The sequence below is a fragment of the Streptomyces sp. MUSC 14 genome, from assembly GCF_001866675.1.
Taxonomy (GTDB): Bacteria; Actinomycetota; Actinomycetes; order Streptomycetales; family Streptomycetaceae; genus Streptomyces.
In genome coordinates this window covers 111640-133096 of sequence record NZ_MLYN01000015.1, presented here as the reverse complement: position 1 = coordinate 133096, position 21457 = coordinate 111640, and the positions used below count along the sequence as shown (strand labels likewise).

Annotated in this window: 17 protein-coding genes; 9 read left to right on the top strand and 8 right to left on the bottom strand. The window is 69.7% G+C overall.

The features are described from left to right. Positions 1 to 882 precede the first annotated feature (882 nt). Genes BIV25_RS09155 through BIV25_RS46600 form a run of 3 tightly spaced genes read left to right on the top strand, consistent with a single transcriptional unit; the run spans position 883 to position 2906 of the window. Positions 883 to 1638, top strand: a complete 756-nt coding sequence (locus BIV25_RS09155) for a hypothetical protein (RefSeq protein ID WP_071371685.1) — start codon at positions 883 to 885, stop codon at positions 1636 to 1638. A gap of 38 nt (positions 1639 to 1676) precedes the next feature. Further along, entirely contained in the window at positions 1677 to 2651 is a 975-nt protein-coding gene (locus tag BIV25_RS09150; protein ID WP_218158449.1) for a ComEC/Rec2 family competence protein, read from the top strand. Between the two features lie 42 nt (positions 2652 to 2693). Further along, positions 2694 to 2906, top strand: a complete 213-nt coding sequence (locus BIV25_RS46600) for a KTSC domain-containing protein (RefSeq protein ID WP_079176522.1) — start codon at positions 2694 to 2696, stop codon at positions 2904 to 2906. A gap of 518 nt (positions 2907 to 3424) precedes the next feature. Here BIV25_RS46600 and BIV25_RS54255 read toward each other — a convergent pair. Next, entirely contained in the window at positions 3425 to 3652 is a 228-nt protein-coding gene (locus BIV25_RS54255; RefSeq protein ID WP_371273006.1) for an N-6 DNA methylase, read from the bottom strand. Between the two features lie 191 nt (positions 3653 to 3843). Between BIV25_RS54255 and BIV25_RS09145 the strand changes: the two genes are divergently transcribed. Genes BIV25_RS09145 through BIV25_RS46590 form a run of 4 tightly spaced genes read left to right on the top strand, consistent with a single transcriptional unit; the run spans position 3844 to position 11842 of the window. Continuing rightward, positions 3844 to 4158, top strand: a complete 315-nt coding sequence (locus BIV25_RS09145) for a trypco2 family protein (RefSeq protein ID WP_071371683.1) — start codon at positions 3844 to 3846, stop codon at positions 4156 to 4158. After that, the gene (locus BIV25_RS09140; RefSeq protein ID WP_079176520.1) at positions 4130 to 6322 is read left to right on the top strand and encodes a serine protease; all 2193 of its coding nucleotides are present in this window, start codon (positions 4130 to 4132) and stop codon (positions 6320 to 6322) included. The genes BIV25_RS09145 and BIV25_RS09140 overlap by 29 nt, the downstream gene beginning before the upstream one ends. Continuing rightward, complete coding sequence (locus BIV25_RS09135; RefSeq protein ID WP_079176519.1) at positions 6319 to 7353, top strand: MoxR family ATPase; 1035 nt, start codon at positions 6319 to 6321, stop codon at positions 7351 to 7353. Before BIV25_RS09140 ends, BIV25_RS09135 begins: the two co-directional genes overlap by 4 nt. 16 nt (positions 7354 to 7369) lie before the next feature. After that, positions 7370 to 11842 (top strand): NaeI family type II restriction endonuclease, encoded by a 4473-nt coding sequence (locus BIV25_RS46590; protein WP_143076597.1) that lies wholly within the window; start codon positions 7370 to 7372, stop codon positions 11840 to 11842. A gap of 525 nt (positions 11843 to 12367) precedes the next feature. On the opposite strand, the gene BIV25_RS09125 is transcribed toward BIV25_RS46590, so the two are convergent. The 5 genes from BIV25_RS09125 to BIV25_RS09105 all read right to left on the bottom strand — a co-directional run bounded on the left by BIV25_RS09125 (position 12368) and on the right by BIV25_RS09105 (position 17346). Beyond that, entirely contained in the window at positions 12368 to 13165 is a 798-nt protein-coding gene (locus BIV25_RS09125; protein WP_071371681.1) for a hypothetical protein, read from the bottom strand. Positions 13166 to 13327: 162 nt separating this feature from the next. Beyond that, on the bottom strand, positions 13328 to 13855 hold the full coding sequence (locus BIV25_RS09120) for an NUDIX hydrolase family protein (protein WP_071371680.1): 528 nt from the start codon (positions 13853 to 13855) through the stop codon (positions 13328 to 13330). A 16-nt stretch (positions 13856 to 13871) separates the two neighbouring features. Further along, positions 13872 to 15050 (bottom strand): amidohydrolase family protein, encoded by a 1179-nt coding sequence (locus BIV25_RS09115; protein ID WP_071371679.1) that lies wholly within the window; start codon positions 15048 to 15050, stop codon positions 13872 to 13874. A gap of 2 nt (positions 15051 to 15052) precedes the next feature. After that, positions 15053 to 16456, bottom strand: a complete 1404-nt coding sequence (locus BIV25_RS09110) for a glutamine synthetase family protein (RefSeq protein WP_071371678.1) — start codon at positions 16454 to 16456, stop codon at positions 15053 to 15055. Positions 16457 to 16536: 80 nt separating this feature from the next. Further along, positions 16537 to 17346 (bottom strand): SAM-dependent methyltransferase, encoded by an 810-nt coding sequence (locus BIV25_RS09105; protein ID WP_071371697.1) that lies wholly within the window; start codon positions 17344 to 17346, stop codon positions 16537 to 16539. A 158-nt stretch (positions 17347 to 17504) separates the two neighbouring features. Here BIV25_RS09105 and BIV25_RS09100 point away from each other — a divergent pair, with 158 nt between their 5' ends. Further along, entirely contained in the window at positions 17505 to 18359 is an 855-nt protein-coding gene (locus BIV25_RS09100) for a Cof-type HAD-IIB family hydrolase (RefSeq protein WP_071371677.1), read from the top strand. Positions 18360 to 18364: 5 nt separating this feature from the next. Here BIV25_RS09100 and BIV25_RS09095 read toward each other — a convergent pair whose 3' ends face one another. Together BIV25_RS09095 and BIV25_RS09090 are read right to left on the bottom strand one after the other, a co-directional pair. Further along, on the bottom strand, positions 18365 to 19171 hold the full coding sequence (locus tag BIV25_RS09095; protein ID WP_071371676.1) for an SAM-dependent methyltransferase: 807 nt from the start codon (positions 19169 to 19171) through the stop codon (positions 18365 to 18367). Positions 19172 to 19315: 144 nt separating this feature from the next. Then, on the bottom strand, positions 19316 to 20131 hold the full coding sequence (locus BIV25_RS09090) for an alpha/beta hydrolase (protein ID WP_071371675.1): 816 nt from the start codon (positions 20129 to 20131) through the stop codon (positions 19316 to 19318). 118 nt (positions 20132 to 20249) lie between these two features. Here BIV25_RS09090 and BIV25_RS09085 point away from each other — a divergent pair, with 118 nt between their 5' ends. Then, positions 20250 to 21437, top strand: a complete 1188-nt coding sequence (locus BIV25_RS09085; protein ID WP_071371674.1) for a thiolase family protein — start codon at positions 20250 to 20252, stop codon at positions 21435 to 21437. Positions 21438 to 21457 lie beyond the last annotated feature (20 nt).

The window sequence follows — 21457 nt, the reverse complement described above, 5'->3', positions numbered from 1 at the left end:
GATCCCCAACACCACGACAAGGGACACGACCTGGGGGTCGGACACAACTCGGCTGAGAGGATGCCCGCGTTGCGGTATAGCTCGCGCCCTGGACACAGGGACCGGCGGACGGCCGAGGCGTGAGGTTCGTCGCCACAGTCCGGTAGGAAGTACCGCTTTGTGTCGACCAGCCCGCTGCTGGGCTTCTTCTGTGTCTCCATGCTGGACGCGTACCCGGAGGTTCTGACCGACCCAGCGTCTACAGCCGCGTGGTAGTTCGAACCCATGGCGGTCACGACGCGTTGTCGCTGGAAGTTGCCGTCGACGGCAAGTTGCAGAGCACCCGCCCCAGTGTCCGCGCTTGCCGGGCCGACCAAGGACTTTCGGGCTGAACTTTGGTACGGCGATTGCGGTATCCGCTACATGAAGGTCTTGGACTACCTCGCTGGTTCATGCCGGCCGCGGCATGCGTAGCTCACCGCATCGGCTCCGTCGCCGAGCGTCGAAGTTGCTTACGAAAATGGACGTTCCTCAAGGAGGGCGTGACGTTCGTGTGGGTGCTGGAGCGAGAGATGCGTACGGTCACCAGTCGACAAGAGTGATCACAAACAGTCAGGAGCATGGGTGGTCTACTCCCTTTGTCTGTCCCGAACTTGACGGAGCGTGAGCGAATGTCGGTATGTGGGGCTACTGTGTGGAGTGATTGGCCGAAGGCACGGGGTGCGGCGGCCGTCTCTTTGTGTGATACGCCAACGCGCCTATACGCCAAGGAACCAACGTGCGAAACGAGATCGGCTTCCTCTCAGTCGGGGAGGCGTCCAGGGGGCGCAATGCCACCGCCCTCCGGCACGGGAACCGCAGCGGGAACCGTCACGAGCAGACTGCCGCCGGGGGTGTCTGACCGTGGTGTGGCTCGACGAGTACGAGCGTCGGGCGCGACTCGTGCCCGGTCTGCTTGCGATCTTTCCGGTGGCGATTCTGCTGTCGGTGCTGAGCTTGCGTCAGCTCCCAACGGTGTCCTACGCCATGGGCGCGGTGGTCCTCATCGGCACCCCCGTTGCGGTGGCTGACATAGTCCGTCAGAAAGGCCGAAAGGCCGAGAAGACCCTTTGGGCCAGCTGGGGTGGCCCGCCGACCACGGCGTGGCTGAGGCTGCGGGAGCCCTCGGGCAACGAGGTCCAGCGGGACCTGTGGCGCAAGGCAGTAGCGGAAGTGTCCCGTGTAGAGCTTCTGAGCCTGCGAGCGGAGCGCGCGAATCCTTTGCGAGCCGACCAAGCGATTGCAACGGCTATTGGCCAGGTGCGAGACCGCACGCGGGACAACGAGAAGTTCAAGCTGTTGTTCAACGAGAACCGCAACTACGGGTTTGCGCGCAACCTGTATGGGGTTCGCTGGATCGGCCGCGGCATCAGCCTCGGTGGAGTCCTGGTTGTGGGTGCCTACATGGCGTGGTTGTCGCTCGGGCGGCACCAGGACGGCATAAGGGCCGAGAATTTGTTCGGCGTGGCTGTGTGCTTCGCATTCTTCATCTACTGGTGTCTTTGGCCTTCTCCAGGGCGGGTGCGAGAAGCGGCAAACAAATACGCCCAGCAGTTGTTGCAGTCCGCCGTCACGTTGAAAGCTGACGCAGCTGCGACTGTGTCGGATCCGAACGCGTGAGTCTGCACGATCTTGAACGGAGTGGTGGAACAACTGTGATGAAGATTCATTTCCTCAACGTGGGGCACGGAGACTGCACGATCGTTGAGCTGCCCTCGGGCAGGATCATGATGATCGACATAAATAATTCGAAGAAGCTTCCCGAGGAGGATGAGAAGGCTCTGGCCCTCGCCAAGGGCATCTCCCTGTACGACTTCCGGCACCAGGCGCGATTCATCAAGGGCAAGTTCCGCTCTTGGGAGGAGTACTACAAGTCCCTGCTGGTCGATCCGGCTGACTACTTCAAGGAAAACTTCCCAGGCAAGAGCCTCTTCCGCTACATCCAAACGCACCCCGACATGGATCACATGAGCGGTCTGCATCGGATCTTCTGGGACGAGAAGGCGGATCTGGTCAACTTCTGGGATGTCAACCACGACAAGACGTTCAAGGAATCCGACTTTGACTACGGGCCGTTCGACTACGCCGACTGGCAGGCGTACGAGAACCTACGCAAGGGAAAGGGGCCGGACGGCAGCACCCTCAAGGTCCTGAACAAATTCAGGGGCTGGACTGGGGAGTACTGGACCGACGACAACATCGAGATCCTGTCGCCCACGCCAGAGTTGATCGACGGCTGCGCTGCAAGCGGGAGCTACAACGACTGCTCCTACGTCCTGAAGCTGACGCACGCCGGCCGTACGGTGATCCTGCCTGGCGACGCTGAGGCGGCTGCCTGGAAGTCCATCCTGGACGATCCTGGGGAGGACGCGATCAAGTGCGACATCCTCAAGGCGTCGCACCACGGCCGGGAGTCTGGATACCACAAGGAGGCCGTGGACGCCATGACACCGGAAGTCGTGATCTGCTCGGTCGGCAAGAAGCCCGACACCGACGCCTCCGACGAATACAAGAGCCACGGTGCGAAGGTGCTCTCCACGCGATTCAACGGCACGATTACCGTCACGATTTGCGATGACGGCGATGTGTGGGTGGAAAACCAGGAGGGGGAGAGGATCTACACGATCGACTAGGGCAATATCAAGGCAGTCAGACTAATATCAGTAGGAGGGATCTTGCGGCGACAGCCTGTCGTCTCGAGTAACGTTGCTTCGATAGGTTATGATCTCGAAGGATCGATTCTTGAGGTTGGGTTCCATAGTGGAACTGTGTACCAGTACTACGGTGTTACGCAGTCGGTATATGCCGCGTTCATGAATGCTCCGAGCAAAGGCCGCTACCACGCTCACTTCATCAAGGATCGGTATTCGTATAGGCGTGTGATGTAAGGGTGGTTACTCGCCCGTCCTCTTCCTTCGCCGACTGCTGCGGCTGGACCCGGTTTCTGGGGCATCGCTTGCTGAACTTGCCGCCGCCCTCAGCACCTTTTCGACGGCCGCACGTCGCTCCGGAGTCTGCGTTCTTCTTCCTCGGCGATGGTGCCACGGCGTCACGGATGCCCCGAGCGCTGACACAAGCGTCCACTCCTCCAACTGGGGTGAGGGCTCGGCGATGTTGGCTTGGGGACCAGCTCTGGGGACCAGTGGTCAGTGCACGGATCTGCATGGCAGGGTCGGCCGTGGTGAAGACCCGGGAAGAGAGTGGATGCGCCCAGCAGGTCGACCTCCTTAGCGACGATAATCTCGGGCCTCACTGTCAGGCGCCGTGACAGAGCTTGATCCGGGATCTTGGACACGGGCCACGCGGCTGGCGCCGGGTCGTTGATGTTGCTGGGAGGAGGCGTTCCTGCTCGTGTTTGTGAACCTGCAGGAGGCCAAGGGCCTCGGGACTTGCCTTTGGTCAGGAATCACAGGCAGGTCGGGATCTGGGTCGTCCCGAAGAGTTGGGGCGGCAATGCAACTATGCCGGCGACCCGGTCCGCTTCCAACATCGACTGGCGGATCTGAGGCTCGACTCTGGGCGAGGAGCGCGAGCCGTTGGCAAGGGCTACGGTCGTCCGTGGGCGGCCAGCTTCGAGACGGCGTGCTGGAGCCACGCGAAGTGGGCAGCACGTCCTGCGCCGGCTTCCCGTCATAGCCAGCAAAGTGGGCATCGCTGACCAGATCGACCAGACGCGGTGGACTCATTCTCCCGCGGTGGCATGCCGTGGACGGCTCCTTCCACAAGTCATTGTCCGTGACCGTGGTTTGCGGTGTCTCGCGAGCGTTGTACCGTACCGGCGACCCACTGTTTTTCTGATTTGCTTGAACCGGGGGCGGGGCGAAGTTGTCGACTATCGGTCTGGCCGCAGCTATCGAGGAGCTGCGGCAGGAGCTGTACGAGGCGCAGCGGCTTGGTGTCAACCAGCAGTTTTCCTTCGGCGTTGAAGAGGCGGCGCTGGAGCTGCAGCTCGAACTGCGCAAGTCCGCCAAGGGAGACGGCAAGCTTTCCTTCGGCGTGGTTGCGGTCGGCGCGGGGGGCGAGCAATCCACCGTCCGTACCCACAAGCTGGTGCTGAAGCTGTCAGTTAAGGACCGGGCCTTCGGAGGCGCGCGCCCCGAGATCGGCGACGATGAGTTCGGGTCGCTGGACGAGGAGTGACATGGATCCGCGCAGACTGGCGCTGATCCGCAGCGGAGACACAGTCGAGGGGCGGCTCACCGTCGGCTCCGGCTATCTGATCGCTCCGCGGCTCGTGCTGACCGCCCGCCACGTGTTGGAGGATCGCGACACGGGAACGTTGTGGCCGGTCATCACCGTGCGCGTAGGCCACCATCTCGACGGCGAGACGACGCGCGTGGACGCGGAACTGCTCTGGGCCCACCCGGACGGACTGGACGTCGCGCTGCTGCGCATTGACCGTGAGATCGATCTGCCCGGCTCCGTTCGCTGGGGCTGCCCAGCCAGCACCGCGCCACTGCCGTACGAGGGTCTTGGCTATCCCTGGGCCGCCAAAGGGGAGACCCGGGCGCCGGAGCACCTGCGCGGTGTCCTACCGGTCCTCTCCGGAGGTAAGGACCGTTACGTCCTCGACCAGGGACCGGCCCCCACCGCCCGTACCGACGGCGGGAACGCGTGGGGCGGGGCCTCGGGGGCGGCGATCTTCTGCGGCGGTCATCTCGTCGGCGTCGTGACCGAGGAGGACCACGCCTACGGAGCCCGTCGGCTGATTGCCCTGCCCGTGTCCTCCTTCTCTGGAGACGGCGGCTTTGCGTCCCATGTCGAGGAGCAAACCGGTCGGTCTCCCGAGCTGAGTGCGATCGGCGCGTCCCTGCCCGAGGCCAGGCCCGTCGCCGAGCGCACACCCGCTGAGCGTGAACTGGAGAAGCTGCTCGCACCGTTGTTCTCGTATCCCGGCGTTCGTGTCGATCACGCCCGGGCCCTGGCGCGCGAACTGGGCTACGAGGCCGAGGGCTATGAGCCCACTGCTGCGGACCTCGTTGCGCTCCTCATGGCGCATCCCCGGGCGCTCGCCTCGCTCGGCGAAGCCCTCGCGAGCAGTGTGCAGGGGACAGCCCGCGCCGCTCTGACTCATCTGTTCTCGTGGGCCAGGGCACTCGACTGCGGGTTGCTGCTCTCCGTGAACGAGTACGACGCCCTGATCGGCCTGCTGCGCCAGGTCTGCGAGAAGCAGCCGGCGCTGCTGCCCCGAACAGCCGGTGAGGCGCTGCGGTACGTCGTACTTCCGGAGATCCTCACCCGTCCGCAGCTCGGCGAGGACGATGTCTTCGGCGTGGTCGAGGGCTTGGAGGATCTGTCCGATGGTGTGAGCGGCCCCGAGGGCGCCCCGCCGGTGCCGGCCCTACTGCGGCTCGTCGAGTACGTGGCGGCGGCCATGGGCGACGGACTGGGCGACGACCTGCGCGCGTGGTCAGGGAAGACCGCCCGGCGGCTCGGTATCCACGCTGGGGCACTGGGCGAGCGGCGTGCGGACGCCGCCCAGTGGGCGAAGCGGGCAGCGTCGCCGGTGTCGCGGGTCGTGATGGAGTTGGCACACGACCCCGCCGCCGGGGGCGACCGGTACCGGGTCCGAATTCTGCTTGTCCGCGACGACGGTTCGTACCGCGTGCTCAAGGAGGCGGAGTCAGAGCCCAAGACCCCGCGAGAGGCGGCAAGCAGCCTGAGCGAAGCAGTCTTCGCCGTGACTCAGGAGCCGGGGCAAGGCGACCATGCGCCGTGGGTGACCGTCGTGGTCGACCGGGCGGGGCTCGACTTGGCAGTCGACGAATGGGAGCCCGGAGCGCTCGACAACATCCTTCCCGCGTGGCCGATCGGAGGGGACTACCGCGTCTCCCTGAGCTGCCCGGAACTCAGTGACCAGAGGCCGCAACGCGAAGGCGACCAGGTACGCCGGTGGAAGAACGGACGCGCCTCAGTGCTCGTCACCAGCCAGACGTCCGGCGACGCCAGGCAGCTCGTGAATCTGCTGAAGACCAAGCATCGTGATACCGCACGGGTGGTCCTCCACGGCCCTGCCAACGAGCGCCGGTCCTGGTTGCTGACATGTCTCGTCCTGGGCGTCCCGGTTGTGCTGTGGGACCGTGAGGCCACCGGCTACGAGGACGCAGGCAGACTGGAGGGCCTGGCTCCCGCTGGCGATCTGGAGGGACTTCCCGAGCGAGTCCGGGTCTTCCGGAGCGACTCGGCGGCTTGCCCGGCGGAGCGGCGGGCACGGCCCTCCCTCGTGTGGGAACCGGAAGGCTGTCTCCCACGGACTGAGTCGCTTCAACTGAGAGACCCCTGGAGAGGATCGCACGCGTCATGACCACCTCAGAGCCCCTGGCTGGTACAAGCCCTCGGCTTTCATCCTCCAACGGCGGAGGCGACGACTGGTGGCTGTTCCGCGGAGACGGGGAACGCCGTGAGGTGCCGTTCCCCGCTGCACCCCCGTGGCGCCGTTTCGACCGTCAGGAGACCGTGACCGGTGACAGGATTCCGTATCAGCGGCCGTACCTCATCGACCCCGACGAGGTGGAGGTGGTGAACGCGGCACTTCACCTGCGCCGGCCCCTCCTGGTGACCGGGCAGCCTGGTACGGGCAAGTCCTCGCTGGCCCACGCCATCGCTCACGAACTCGCGCTCGGCCGCGTCCTGCAGTGGCCGGTGAACAGCCGCTCAACTCTTCAGGACGCCCTATATCACTACGACGCCGTCGGCCGGCTGCGCGAGGCGACCCTACGGCGGGACGGGGACGGGGACGGGGACGGGGACGGGGACGGCACGGAACCAGACATCGGCCAGTACATCCGGCTCGGCCCTCTGGGCAATGCGCTTGTGCCCCGGGAGCGCCCCCGCGTGCTGCTCATCGATGAGCTGGACAAGGGTGACGTCGACCTGCCCAACGACTTGCTGACCGTTTTCGAGGAGGGTGAGTTCGCCATCTCCGAACTCACCCGGCTGCCCGCGAGTCAGGCACCGGTACACGTTCGGACCGATGACCTGGATGAGACCACCCCGGTCACGCGCGGCCACGTCCGCTGCAGTGAGTTCCCGGTCGTAGTCATCACCAGCAACGGCGAACGGGAATTCCCGCCCGCCTTCCTGCGGCGCTGCGTCCGCCTCGATCTCCCCGAGCCCAACGAGCAACGGCTTCGGGAGATTGTTGCCGCGCACCTCGGTCCCGACGCCCTGGACGACACCGACGACCTACTGCGGGAGTTCCTCGAGCGCCGTGCCGAGGGCGAACTGGCCACCGATCAGCTGCTCAACGCCGTCTTCCTCCGCAAGGGTGGTGTGAACCTCGACGCGGCTTCCCTTCTCCAAAGCGTCCTGCACCGTCTCGGCGGGGCTGTGTGACGCCGTGTTCTCGCGCGTGACGAAGGTCCTGGCCGAGAGCGGGGTGGAGCTCTCCCACGAGGAACTCCTCGACGCCATGTGGCTCGCCGGGAAGCTGCCTCGGGACTCCAGGCCCCTGGCGCGCTCCGCTGGCGTGGCCGCTGCGACCTCGGAGCGGCACGGAGAGCCGCACCGCGACGGGCCGACGGTGGCGGCGGCCGAGACCGTGGAGCCCGCACCAGAGCCGACCGCTGCGGAGTCCACGAAGAAGCGATCCGAGCGATCGCTGTTGGCCTCGGCGCAGCCCAGTCTCGACGAAGACGCGCAGGCGCCCGCGGGCCTGTCGCCGGCGGTCGCAGTCCGCACCCCGGACAGCAGTACCCTCGGCGCCGGGCAGCTCCGGCTCGGCAAGTCCCTCCGGCCGCTGCGGCAGCGCTTCCCCGACCGGCGCCAGCAGGAACTCGACGTCACACGGACCGTCGCTGCCATCGCTGACACGGGCGTGCCCGAGACCGTCACCAGAGCGGTGCGCACCCGCTGGCTGTCCCTGGCCCTCGTAGTTGACGACGGCGTCTCCATGGTCCTCTGGCAGCGGCTCGCCGCCGACGTCCGGGCGCTGATGGAACGTGCCGGGGCCTTCCGAGACGTGCGCGTGCACGGACTTGATACGCGCAACGGCCCTCCGTCCCTGCGGACCAGCCCGTACCGCTACCGCGGTCGGCTCTTTACGCCGGAGGCCCTGTGCGACCCGACCGGCAACACCCTCGTGCTGGTCGTCAGTGACGGTGTGGGCGAAGCCTGGCGGGACGGTGGGATGCGCCAGGTGATGGACCACTGGGGACGTTGCGGTCCCACTGCGATCATCCAGGCACTGCCTTCCCGGCTCTGGGCGAGCACCGGCATCGGCGCACGGCGCTGGCAGGTCACCACCCATCGCCGCGGCGGCCCCACCCGCGCCTGGCACGTCACCGACCCGGATCTGCCGCCGGACCTCGTCCGCTTCGACTCTGTACCCGTCCCCGTTCTCGCGCCGACCCCTGCGGCCGTCGCCGACTGGGCGTGGCTCGTTGCCTCGCCCGGCGGCACAGCGCTCCTCCCGCTCTGGGACGCCAGCCGTCTCGATTCCAACCGGACCGTGGCCGACGCCCGGGACGGCGATGCCGACGAAGCGGTACTCCGATTCAGGGAGGCTGCGTCCGCCGACGCGTATCGGCTCGCGGCCCATATGGCGGCCGTCGTCCCCGCCACACCGCCCGTGATGCGCCTTGTGCAGGCCGCCCTCGGGCCACCGACAGACATCGGCCACCTCATGGAAGTGTTCCTGGGGGGCTTGATGCACGAGCTCGACGCCGAGGGGGCGGATCGTCTGCCGCACCACCGGCGGTTCGACTTCACGGACGACGCCCGGCAGGTTCTCCTCAGCGCCGTCTCCCCGAGGGAACTGCTGCGCACCGCCGAGGCCGTGACGCGACGCATTGAGGCCGCCGTCGGCCGCGCCCCGGTCTTCCCGGCATGGGTCGGGCACCCGAACGGCCCAGCCGCCATCGACGACACCGGGCGCTCCTTCGGCTGGCTTCGCGAGCAGGTGCTAACGCGGCTCGGCATCCCGTCCGCCGGTTCCGAGCCGGTGGCGCTCGGGCCGGAACGGCGCCGTGTCCCCAGGGGCGAGACCGGAGGTTCCGCCGGCTCCCAGGACTCAGCTGCCGGGACTGACGAGGCGTACGAAGACGCCCCCGGTGAAACCCTGCCAGCCGGCTGGATAGAGCTCTTGCCGGAGGACCCGGTGCAGCTCGGTCGGTTCCGGCTCCGTGCACGCAGTGCCCACGGTTGGCCCCACCTGACGATGTACCTGGCCGAGGACGAGGACGGCACCGTCGCCATGGTCCGAGCGCCGGTCATGCTGTATACCCGCGACCCGGGAACCGCGCTGGACCTCGTCCGGACGGAAGCCGAGTGCCTGACGCGCATGCAGGGCACGCTTGTCCCCGCACTCCTCGGCGCGGCGGCGAACACCGCAGGGGAGCTGCCGTGGGTCGCGACGAGTTGCGTCCACCGCCGCGCAGACGCGCCGTCCTCACCGCCCGCACCAAACTTGCGCGTCATCCTCGACGAACACGGGGGGACGGTCCCAGAGGAGCTCTTCTTGCGGATCGGGCTCGGCTTGACGGAGGCCGTTGCCCTCGCGCACTCCCGGGGGCTCGTGCACGGCTCGCTCTCCCCTCGGTCCGTTCTCGTGACCGATCGCGACGTCCGGCTGGTCGGCTGGGCGACCGCGACCATCGATGGAGTCGACAGCGCCCACCGCGACGTGTTGCCACTCAGTGACACCTACCTGGAGGCGGACGACGAAGAGCGCTCCCTCACGCCGCAGAGCGATGCGTACGCCGTCGGGGCGCTGCTGCTGGCCTTTCTCTCGGGACAGTGGAGTGACCCGAAGGCCGACAGCTCCGAACACGACCCCGTGGCCAACTCCGGGATCAACCCGGTGCTCCTGCAGTCGCTTTGGCATTGTCTGGAGCACGACCCCACCCGCAGGCCCTCCGTCGCCGCCTTGGCCGAGGCGTTCGCCGTTGCCTTCCGGGGCCCGACGGTCGACCGAGCTTCGGCACGGGAGTTCCCCGTTGCGGTGTCGGGCGAGAGCACGGCAGGGGGAGGCCGTCGGTACGGGGAACCTTCGGTAGAAGTTTCAGAGGAGACCGCACGGAAGCCGACCCGTGGCCCGAGCAATCCCGCCGATGCGTTGGAAACGTTGGTCGAGGGACGCTACCGGCTGACCCAGCGGCGACATGTCGGAGCGACGTCAACCACCTGGCGGGCGACGGATGAGCAGCAGGGCAGGGAGGTCGTTCTCAAGCTCTTCAACACACCGAGGACGGCCACGGCGTCCGGAGAGGAGAACTTCCTCGCCGTCGCGGAGCAGTTGGCCGCACTCGACATTCAGGGATTGGTGCGGGTCCGCGGCTACGGGCTGCACGACAGCCGTCCGTACCTCGTGACGGATGCTGTCGACGGCGACGACCTGGGGCAACTGCTTAAACTCGCACCCAGCACTCTGCTAGTGGAAAAGATTAGAGGAGTCGGCCGGCAGATCGCCGGGATACTTGCCGAGCTCCATCGGAACGGCCTGCTTCACCTGGACCTCAGCCCCTCAGCCCTAGTGTTGCGCCGTGACGGGCAGGTACTTGTGACCGATCCCGGTCTGTGCGTCCGCGGCCTGCTGAGCATCGACTTGGGCGGGCTACGACCCACCCGCAGTTCCTCCGACTTCCTGCCTGCCTACCGGTCGCCCGAGGAACTCTTCGAGAACGTCGCCGTCGACCATCGAAGCGACCTGTACGCACTGGGCTGTCTGCTCTACGCCATGGCCACCGGCGTGGCGCCGGTCATGTCATCGCCCATCCCACGTGAGGCAGCGGAGTACCGAGGCTCGCGTCCCCGGCCGGAACTGCCCTCCGGCTTCCCGCCCGAACTCGAAGCGCTGGTCACGGACCTTCTGGCGATCAACCGTGAGGACCGCCCGGCCAGCGCGGGTGAGGTGCTGGACAGGCTGACGAGCGCGAGTGCGGACGACGAGGAGCTCCTCGTGGCCTACCGCGCAGTGCGGGATTTGGACCCGGGCGGTGTACGCATGGGGCGTGTCCTACGGGATGTCATCGACGAGGTGTTGAACGGCGAGGTTACGGGCCGCTACGACTTGAAGCACCTGACCAAAACGGAGAAGACGCACCTCGGAACTCTGGTGGAAATCGCGATCCAGCGCGAGTTTCGCTTCGAGGACGGTCAGGCTATGGACTTCCGCATCGCCGGCGTCGACGTGGACTGCCGGGTCAGCCTCCAATTCGGCGGGTGGATGCTCCCTCGAGAAACGCTGGGTCACCTCTGCCTTCTGGTCTGGGTGAACGACTACCAGAGCCAGTGGAGCGTCGGATTGCTGCGCGTCAACCAGGAGTGGCTCAACACCGGGGTCAACCGAGACCTGAAGGCCACGCTCAAGGCAGTGCACCGCGACAAGATCCTTTGGCTCTGGCGCGACGCCGCGCTCGCGGAGAACGTCCTCCTGCACATCTCCGACGCCGACCGGGAGGCGGTCTTCATGAGCAGTTCGGGCCAGGCTCGGCTCAACGAGTTGTTTCGGCGCGTCCAGCGGCGCCCGATCGGACGCAACGCCGTCCGTACCGTGGTGCAGCAGCGGGACTACATGAAGCGCCTCCGCGGAAACGGCGGATCCCGCTCAGCACTTCGGGACGAGGGAATCCTCATCATGGGCGACTACGATTCGCACCGGCACATCGCCCGTCAGCTCGGCCTCCCCATCCCCGGGGAAGGGGAGCTCATCAGCGCGCGCGTCGCACCGGCTGCGCCCGGGGCCGACAAGCCAGTCGTGGAGATTGACGGCCGATTTTGGTCTCTGGCCTCCCCCGAAGACCCCGTGCACCGCGCGCCGGCGCTTCCTTCCCATGCGCGTCCGGCGGCAAGCAGCGATCATGTGAACGAACCCCGCCAGCGATGATGCGGGCCCCGCCGTCCCACCGCCGACGAGCCGGGGACACCGTCCTGGGGCGCAGTCATTCGTGAGCTTCACGCTGCTGCCGAGGGCGACACCGGGCGAGCACGAACGACGGGCGCACGACCTGCCGGCACTGAAACACGCATCCGAACATGGCTCGATGATCCGTCCGACGCTTGCTGGTCTACAGCAGGCAGATACCCGCGCTATCACCGCTGCCCTGGGGACCAGTTGGGGACCACACGGTGCACGCGACTCTGAACAATACGCGCGAGAACGCACGTCCTACACCCTAGTTCTGCCTGATATGTGCAGGTAATTCCCATGACCCTCACTCCTGGGGGTCAAGGGGTCGCAGGTTCAAATCCTGTCGTCCCGACTTGCACAGCATGCAAGTCAGGGGCCGTGTCAGAGAGATCTGGCACGGCCCCTTTCTGCTGGGCGCCGGTCACCGGGTTCCCGGCCGGTGGTGGAACCGGCCGGGAGGCAGAACCGGCGTCGTGTCGGGGATGTCCGGGACGGCCGCTGTCAGGCGGCGGGTGCGGTGTCCCGTCGCGTCAGCGCGAGGAAGACCACGAAGCCGACGATCGCCACCGTCCAGGACAGCGTCACCGGGCCGAGGCCCCAGTCGAGGCCGCCGCGCTTGCCGGGCAGTGCCATCCAGTCCGCGAGGGAGGCGCCGAGCGGGCGGGTGATGACGTACGCCGTCCAGAACGCGGTCACCGCGCCCAGCAGGCCGCCGCGGTGGGCGACGGCCGGGACGCAGATCGCCACGGCGAACAGGACGGCCGAGCCCAGGTAGCCCAGGCCGATGGTCGCGGTGAGATCGCCCGCGGCGGTGCCCAGCGCGAACGTGGCGAGGACGGCCGCCCAGTAGAAGAGCTCCCTGCGGCGCGTACGGATGGAGTGGATGGACAGGGTGCGCTCGCTCGCGTACCAGAGCGCGAACACGGTCGCGAGGGCGACGAGGAAGAGCGGGGTGGACAGGGTGTACGGGACTCCGAGGCCCACGTGGAGCACATCGGCGGCCATCGTGCCGAACACGCTGACCATGATGATCGCCGTCCAGTAGATCCAGGCCACGTACCGGCGGACGGTGAACTGGAGCACGAGCGCCGCGACGAAGGCGAGACCGCCGAGGCCGACCGCCGGGATCGGGCCGAACAGGTGGGCCAGGAAGTCGGAGGCGGTCTCGCCCATGCCGGTGGTGAGGACCTTGATGATCCAGAAGTAGACGGTGACCTCCGGCACCTTGTTCGCGCTCTCGCGTATACGCGCGCGTGCGTGACCCCGTGGCGGGTCCTGGAGGACGTGCTCTGTGCTCATGGCTCGCACCCTCGCATGTCCAACTGTGCGTTCCCCAGCCCCCTTTGCCATTGTTTTGGGGCTTCTGGTGCAGCTGTTGCCACAGGCGCTCACGAGCCTGAACACAACCTGAACGCCTGCCGGTGATCCCTGGCGGCCGGCAGGCTGCTCCTGGCACCCTGCTCAGACCGCCACTCCCGCATGGGCGAGCGCCTGCTTCAGCAGCATCGCGTGTCCGCCCGGCATCTCGCCCTGCACGGCCGCGGAGGCGGCCTCCTGCGGGGTGAACCAGACCAGGTCCAGCGCGTCCTGGCGGGGCCGGCAGTCGCCGGTGACCGGGACGATGTAGGCGAGCGAGACCGCGTGCTGGCGCGGGTCGTGGTACGGCGTGATGCCCGCCGTCGGAAAGTACTCGGCGACGGTGAAGGGCTGCAGCGAGGTCGGGATGCGGGGGAGCGCCACCGGGCCGAGGTCCTTCTCCAGATGGCGCAGCAGGGCGTCGCGGACGCGCTCGTGGTGCAGGACGCGGCCGGAGACCAGGGTCCGGCTGACCGTCCCCTCCGGGCCGATGCGCAGCAGCAGTCCGATGCTGGTGACCTCGCCGCTGTCGTCCACGCGCACGGGCACGGCCTCGACGTACAGGATCGGCATGTGGGCCCTGGCCATTTCCAGCTCGTCCGAGGTGAGCCAGCCGGGCGTGGTTTCGGTCATGTCTGACATTGCTTGATCATACTTTCCGGGCGGGGCGCTCGCTGGGGTCGCGGGCCGGTTCGGGTGCGGGCTGTCCGTAGATTCGGCGGGCGTTGTCGGCGCCCGTCCAGGCGGCGATGCGCAGGGCGTCGGGCAGGCTCAACTCGTCGGCGTCGACGCGTTCCTGGAGGAGACCGGCGAGCCCCCGGCGGAAGCAGAGGGCGCCGAGATGGTGGAATTCGGCCACGCCGTAAGCGTCGGAGCTGTACAGCAGCTTCCGGAACGGGGTGATCTCCAGCGCCTCCGCCAGCACCGCCCGGCAGCGGGCCGGACCGGTGTGGTGCAGGGCGAGGCCGACGTCCAGGTACACCTGCTCGAACACCGCTGCCAGATAGGCGGCTTGGCGGTGGTACGGCCAGCAGTGCAGCAGCAGGACCGGGATCGTGCCGGAGGTCAGGCGCAGCCAGTCGGTCAACAGGGCCGGGTCGGCGTGGTGCAGCCGCAGGTCGGCGTCGCCGAAGCCGGTGTGCAGCTGGAGGGGGAGGCCGAGGTCCACGGCGGTCCACAGCAGGTGCCGGACCAGCACCGGGTCGCTCAGGCGCCCGCCCGCCGCCAGCCAGGCCCCCGCGGCCCGCGTCACCTCCCGGGCCGGCGGGCGGGCCGGTTCCAGGGCGAAGCCCGTGCGGTAGGCGGCCACCGACTTCACCGCCACCACGCCCGGCCCGCGCACCGCCGCCGCGGCCGCAGCCCGGAACTCCTCGGCGTACGCCTGCGCCGCGACGCCCCGCGCGGCCACCGCCTCCGCCACCTGCTCCAGGCGTACGACCTCCCGTGCCGCGGCGCCGGCGGCCGCGCCCAGCTCGGCGGGGGAGGTGAGCGGGTGGGTGGTGTAGCCGGTGTCCACGAAGAACGCCGCGGCTTTGGCGGCGGTCAGGAAGCGGCGGTTGACCTCCCGCCAGCCCAGCTCCGTACGGCGGGCCGTGTAGTCGTCCGGCGGCGCGTGCCGGGGGAGGTCCAGCAGGGGCGCGCAGTGCCGGCGCACGGCCACGCCCGCGGGCGTGTCGAAGGGCGACATGCCGGGCCAGGCCGCGCCCTCGGTGAGGAGCGCGGCGAACTCGCCGGGCGTGAGGTCGGCCGTCACGGCGCCGTGGCAGTGGTGGTCCACCAGCGCGAGGCCGGCCAGGGCCTCGTGGACCGGTCCGGGCGCGGCGGCCACGGTCAGTACACCCAGCGGTAGGCGGCCGCCACCTGCGCGTCGTCCAGGCCTTCGGCCGCCGCCGCCTCACCGAGCCGTACGGCGCTCACCGCGTCCGCGAGCACCGGGCCCAGCGCGGACCGCAGCACCGCGTCGGCGCGGAACTCCCGCACGGACTCCGGCAGGGAGCGCGGCAGCCGGTGCACGCCGAGCGCCGCCGCCTCGTCCGGGCCGTAGCGGGCCGGGTCGCCGGTGATCTCCTCGGGCAGCGTGCGCGCCCCGGCCAGACCGTCGAGGCCCGCGGCGATGACGCAGCCGAGCGCCAGATAGGGGTTGGCGGCCAGGTCCACCGGCTTGACCTCCAGATTGGCGTCCTGCTCCCGGCGGCCCGCCGTACCGGTGACCACGCGCAGCGCCGCCTCCCGGGTCTCCCGGCCCCACGCGGTGAACACCCCCGCCCACTGGGCGGGTTTGAGCCGCAGATGACTGGCCGGGCTCGGCGCGGTGACGGCCGTCAGCGCGGGCAGCCGGGCCAGGATCCCGGCCGTGAAGGACTCCGCCTCGGGCGTCATGCCGTAGCGCCCTTCCCCGCCCGCGTGCAGGTTCACCCCGCCGCGCCAACAGGACAGGTGCAGATGGCCGCCGTTGCCGACGCCCTCGACGGACACCGCCGGCGCGAAGGAGACCCTCAGGCCGTGGCGTGCGGCGACGGCACGGATCGTCTGCCGGACCAGCACGCTGCGGTCGGCCGCCGCCACCGGGTCCACGGCGCCCACCGAGATCTCGAACTGGCCGGGGGCGTACTCGGGATGGAGCTGGTCGACCGGGACGTCCTGCGCCTCGAACGCGGCGAGCAGATCGGCGGTGCAGTCGCTCAGCTCCACCTGCCGGATCGCGCCGTACGCCGGACCGCTGACCGCGGGGACGAACTCCCCGGCGGGCGCCGAGTCCAGACCGAGCGACCACTCGACCTCGATCGCGGCCCGGAACGTCAGGCCGTGCCGCTCGGCCGCGTCGGCCACGATCCGCCGCAGGAAGGTCCGGGTACAGCCGGGGTGCCGGGCGCCCTCCTGGGTGATCCGGTCCACCGGCGCCCACGCCCAGCCGGGCTGTCCGGCCAGCACCACCAGCTGGTCGAGGTCGGGGTAGAGCCGCAGGTCGCCGTCGGGGGAGCCGAGGACGTCGGTGGTGACGACGGAGTCGTGCGCGAGGAAGGTGTCGAACACCGGGGACATGCCGACACCCCAGGACACGGCCGCCGCCAGCCGGGCCGTCGGCACGGTCTTGATCCGGCAGACGCCCGCGGTGTCGACGTACGCGAGGACGATCCCGCGCACGTCCCGCGCGGCCAGGCCGGCGGTGAGCGCGGCGACCCGGCGCAGATCCTCGGAGCGCCCGCCGGGCACGGGATCGGCAAGGGTGGTCATACGTCCTCCTCGGCTACGTCCTCGTCGGGCGCGTCCGCCTGCGCGCGGTCGCGGGCGCGGATGCCGGCCCCGGGCCGGCGTCAGGGTTTCACGGCCACCGCGCCGAACTGCGGCACCGGCGCGGCGACGGCCGGGTCGGCGCGCCACTGCGAGCAGGGCACCAGGCCCGGCTCGACCGGCTCCAGGCCGTCGAGGAACGAGGCGGTCTCCGCGCGGCCGCGGGCGGTGATCGGCGGCGTGGCGTGGGCGTTCCAGAACTCCATCGCCGCGCGGTTGCCCTCGCCGCCCACGTCGCCGTCGTAGGTCGGATGGGTGAGGACCAGGGCGCTGCCGGACGGCAGGGCCGCCACCAGCCGCCGCACGATGTCGCGGGCCTCGCCGGTGTCCAGGACGAAGTTCAGGATGCCCAGCATCATCAGCGCGACCGGCCGGGTCAGGTCCAGGGTGTCGGCGGCGCGCCGCACGATGGCGTCCGGGTCGCGCACGTCGGCGTCGATGTAGTCCGTGACGCCCTCGGGCGCGCTGGTGAGCAGCGAGCGGGCGTGCACCAGCACGATCGGGTCGTTGTCGACGTACACGATCCGGGACCCGGGCGCGATGCGCTGCGCGATCTCGTGGGTGTTGTCCACGGTCGGCAGGCCCGTGCCGATGTCCAGGAACTGCCGGATCCCGCGCTCCGCGGCCAGGAACGTCACCGCCCGCGCCAGGAACTCCCGGTCCGCGCGGGCCACCTCGCGGATCACCGGGAACATCCCCGCGACGTGCTCGCCGACCTGCTGGTCGACCTCGTAGTTGTCCTTGCCGCCGATCCAGTAGTTCCACACCCGGGCGTTGTGCGCCACGGAGGTGTTCAGTCTCGCCGGTCCGGCCGTAGCGGAGCCCTCGGTCACGTCGCCGCCCTTCTCGCACACGGTTGCCCGCCGTCATTGTGCCGCCCGTTGATCGTGCTGTCCCGGGAACCGCCCGGTCCGGGACACCGCGTCGCACGAGGAACGATCGCATGAGGAACACTGGTCGCCGTCACCCCTCCCCCGACCGGAAGCAGGCCATGCCCGCCACGCCCACACCCCTCCTCGGCACCGCCGGCCTGCCCGCGGGCCCCGCCGACATCCGGCTGATCGTCACCGACATGGACGGCACGCTGCTGGACGACGCCAAGCGGATGCCCGACGGACTGTGGCCGATGCTCGCCGAACTGCGCCGCCGCGGTGTGCTGTTCAGCCCCGCCAGCGGCCGCCAGTACGCCACGCTGGCCCGGCAGTTCGACGAGGCCGCCGAGGGCATGGTGTTCATCGCGGAGAACGGCACGTACGTGGTCCGCGACGGTGTGGAACTCAGCTCCGACACCCTCGATACGTCGGTGGCCGCGCGGATCGTCCGGAAGGTGCGGGGGCTGGTCGCGGACGGCGTCGACGTGGGCGCCGTGGTGTGCGGCAAGCGGGCGGCGTACGTCGAGCGGACCGACGAGGCGTTCCTGGCGGATGTGCGCAGGTACTACGTCGAGCACCGCGTCGTGGAGGACATCACGGCCGTCGACGACGATGTGATCAAGGTCGCGCTGATCGACTTCGGGTCCGCCGAGCACACCACCGCCCCCGCACTCGCCGAGTTCGCCGAGACCCATCAGGTCGTCGTCTCCAGCGAGCACTGGGTCGACGTCATGAACCGCACGGCCAACAAGGGCACCGCGCTGCGCGGCCTGCAGCGGGCGCTCGGTGTCACGCCCGCGCAGACCATGGTCTTCGGCGACTACCTCAACGACCTGGAGATGCTCGACGCGGCCGACTGGTCCTTCGCCATGGCGGGCGCCCACCCCGAGGTCGTGAGCCGGGCCCGCCACCTGGCACCGTCCAACAACGACAACGGCGTGCTGCGGACCATCTCCCGGGTCCTCGGCCTGTAGGCGCGTCATCCCCGCACGGGCTTGGCGCCGACCGCGCCGTAGAGCGAGACGGGGCCGCGGTCGTCCGGTGTCCCGGCCGGCCGCCAGTCGGCGACCGACACGACGCCCGGCTCCAGCAGGTCGAGGCCCCGGAAGAACGCGGCCACCTCGTCGCGGGAGCGGGCCACCAGGGTCACTCCGCCCGCCGCGTAGGCGGCGATGCCCTTCTCGACGTTCTCCCGCTCGAAGTCCGCCGTCATCATCGACAGCACCAGTCGGCTGCCCGGCGCCAGCGCGTCCACCAGCGTGGAGACCACCTCGTGGGCGCCGTCCTCGTCGGCCACGAAGTGCAGCAGCGCGATCAGGGACAGGGCGACGGGACGGTCGAAGTCCAGGACGCGGGCGGCCTGTTCGAGGATGGAACGCGGATCGCGGGCGTCGGCCTGGACGTACTCCGTGACGCCCTCGGGGGTGCCGCGCAGCAGCGCGCTCGCGTGGGCGAGGACGATCGGGTCGTTGTCGACGTAGACCACCCGGCTGTCCGGGGCCACCGACTGCGCGATCTGGTGCAGGTTGGGCTCGGTCGGTATGCCGGTGCCGATGTCCAGGAACTGGCGGATGCCGTCCTCGGCCAGGGCGCGAGCGGCGCGCTGCATGAACGCCCGGTTGGCGCGCGCGGCGCGGAGGGCGCCCTGGTCGATCGCCGTGATCCGGCGGCCCAGTTCCTCGTCGACGGGGTAGTTGTCCTTGCCGCCGAGGAACCAGTCGTACACCCGGGCCGGATGCGGCCGGGTGGTGTCGATGCGCGCTGCGGCCGGCTCGGTCCCCGTCACGTGCTGCTCCTCCGCTTCGCCGGTCCCGGTGGTCGCTCCGGGACGTGCGGGCAGCAGTCTGGCACGATCATGCCATCCGGCGCACGCCGCGTGCGGACTCCGGCGACCCCCTCAACCCGCCGTCCGGAACGGCCCGTCGGAAGGTCACCCGGGCAGCGTACGGTCCAGGAAGCGGCGCACCTCGGCGAAGGCCGCCGACCGGTCCGGCTCCGTCTCGTGGAACACCTCGTGCCGTGCCCCGGCGAAGACCCTCTCGGTCAGCCGCCCGCCGCTCAGCCGCTCCACCCCGGCCCGGCTGCCGGGCAGCGGCACCAGCCGGTCGTCGTCGCCGTGCAGCCACAGCAGCGGCAGCCCGCCCACGGCGCCGCCCTTGTCGACGGTCTCCAGGGTCCGGACGAACGCCTCCAGCGTCGGGCGCTTCATCGGCCCGTGCCACACCAGCGGATCGGCGGCGTACGCGGCGCCCACGGCCGGGTCCCGGGACAGCGCGGCCGGACTGACCGGGACGTCCGGGATCTCCGGCAGCGCCAGCAGCCGCCCCGGCAGCTCCCAGGCACCGATCACCGGCCCGGACAGGATCAGCGCGCTCGGCTCGGCGCCGTAGCGCTGGGCGTAGCGGGCCGCGATCAGCCCGCCCATGGAGTGGCCGACCAGGACGAGCGGCAGGCCGGGGTGGGCGGAGCGGGCGAGGTCCGCCGCGCCGTGCACATCGGTGACGACGTCCTCGAAGTCCTCGATCACCACGCGCTCCCCGGCCGACCGGCCGTGGCCGACGTGGTCGGGCCCGTACACGGCGGCCCCGTGCGCGTTCAGGACGGCCGCGAGCCCGTCGTACCGGCCCGCGTGCTCGCCGTACCCGTGCACCACCAGGGCCAGGTAGCGGGGCGCCGGGTGCGGCCACTCGCGTACGGCGATCGGGCCGCGGGTGCCGTCGAGGGTGTGCGCGCGGACGTGGGGCATGTCTCCTCCGGATGGCTCGGTGAAGGTCGGGAGGATCTTCCCAGCGGGCCGGTCCCGGGTCTATAGTCCAAAACTAGCAGTGCTAATTAATGACACCCGTCGGTCAGGAGTCGAAGCCGTGCGTCCCGTCCACTTCGCGGCCGCCCGCCGCACCCCCATCGGCAAGCTGCGCGGAGCCCTGTCCGGTGTCCGGCCCGACGATCTGGCCGCCACGGTGATCCGCGCCCTGGTGGCCGGTGCGCCCGCGCTCGACCCGGCCCGGATCGACGACGTCTACTGGGGCGCGGCCAACCAGGCCGGTGAGGACAACCGCAACGTCGCCCGGATGGCCGCCCTCCTCGCCGGGCTGCCCGAGTCCGTGCCGGGCGCCACCGTCAACCGGCTGTGCGCCTCCGGGCTCGAAGCGGTCACCACGGCCGCCCGCACCATCGCCGCCGGCGAGGCCGACATCGTGATCGCCGGCGGCTCCGAGTCCATGAGCCGGGCCCCCTTCGTGCTGCCCCGCCCCGACGAGGCCCTGCCGCAGCGTATCGAGACCCACGACACCCGGCTCGGCTGGCGCCTGGTGAACCCGGCGATGAAGGACCTGCACGGCCTGCTGTCCATGGGCGAGACCGCCGAGGAGGTCGCCGGGCGGTACGGCATCTCCCGGGAGCGGCAGGACGCGTTCGCCCTGCGCAGCCACCAACTCGCCGCTGCGGCACGGAAGAACGGCCACTTCGACGCCGAACTCCTGCCCGTGGAGCGGCCGGACGGCGTCGTGGTCGGGCAGGACGAGTGCGTCCGCGAGGACACCTCGCTGGAGAAGCTGGCCCGCCTGAGGCCGGTCTTCCGCCAGGGCGGGACGGTCACGGCGGGCAACGCCTCGCCGATGAACGACGGCGCGGCCGGACTGCTGCTGGTCAGCGAGGACGCCCTGGACGAGCTGGGCCTGGAGTCCCTCGGCCGCTATGTCGCGGGCGCCTCCGCCGGCGTGCACCCCGACGTCATGGGCATCGGCCCGGTGCCGGCGACCCGCAAGGCGCTGGCCCGGGCCGGCTGGGACGTCGCCGACCTGGCGGAGGCCGAGTTCAACGAGGCGTTCGCCGCGCAGGCCCTCGCCTGCGTCGACCAGCTCGGCATCGACCCGGACCTGGTCAACCCGACCGGCGGCGCCATCGCCCTCGGCCACCCCCTCGGCTGCTCCGGCGCCCGTATCCTGACGACCCTGCTGCACCGCATGCGCCGCACGGGCGCCGAGCGCGGACTCGCGACCATGTGTGTGGGCGTGGGACAGGGCAGCGCCCTGCTGGTGGCGCGGGACTGACCCCAACAGACGCTCCCCAC

Coding starts and splice junctions, on each gene's coding strand:
- BIV25_RS09150 (WP_218158449.1), top strand. CDS start 1,677: ATGAAGATTCATTTCCTCAACGTGGGGCACGGAGACTGCACGATCGTT.
- BIV25_RS54255 (WP_371273006.1), bottom strand. CDS start 3,652: ATGACGGGAAGCCGGCGCAGGACGTGCTGCCCACTTCGCGTGGCTCCA.
- BIV25_RS09140 (WP_079176520.1), top strand. CDS start 4,130: ATGAGTTCGGGTCGCTGGACGAGGAGTGACATGGATCCGCGCAGACTG.
- BIV25_RS09135 (WP_079176519.1), top strand. CDS start 6,319: ATGACCACCTCAGAGCCCCTGGCTGGTACAAGCCCTCGGCTTTCATCC.
- BIV25_RS09125 (WP_071371681.1), bottom strand. CDS start 13,165: ATGAGCACAGAGCACGTCCTCCAGGACCCGCCACGGGGTCACGCACGC.
- BIV25_RS09120 (WP_071371680.1), bottom strand. CDS start 13,855: ATGACCGAAACCACGCCCGGCTGGCTCACCTCGGACGAGCTGGAAATG.
- BIV25_RS09110 (WP_071371678.1), bottom strand. CDS start 16,456: ATGACCACCCTTGCCGATCCCGTGCCCGGCGGGCGCTCCGAGGATCTG.
- BIV25_RS09100 (WP_071371677.1), top strand. CDS start 17,505: ATGCCCGCCACGCCCACACCCCTCCTCGGCACCGCCGGCCTGCCCGCG.
- BIV25_RS09090 (WP_071371675.1), bottom strand. CDS start 20,131: ATGCCCCACGTCCGCGCGCACACCCTCGACGGCACCCGCGGCCCGATC.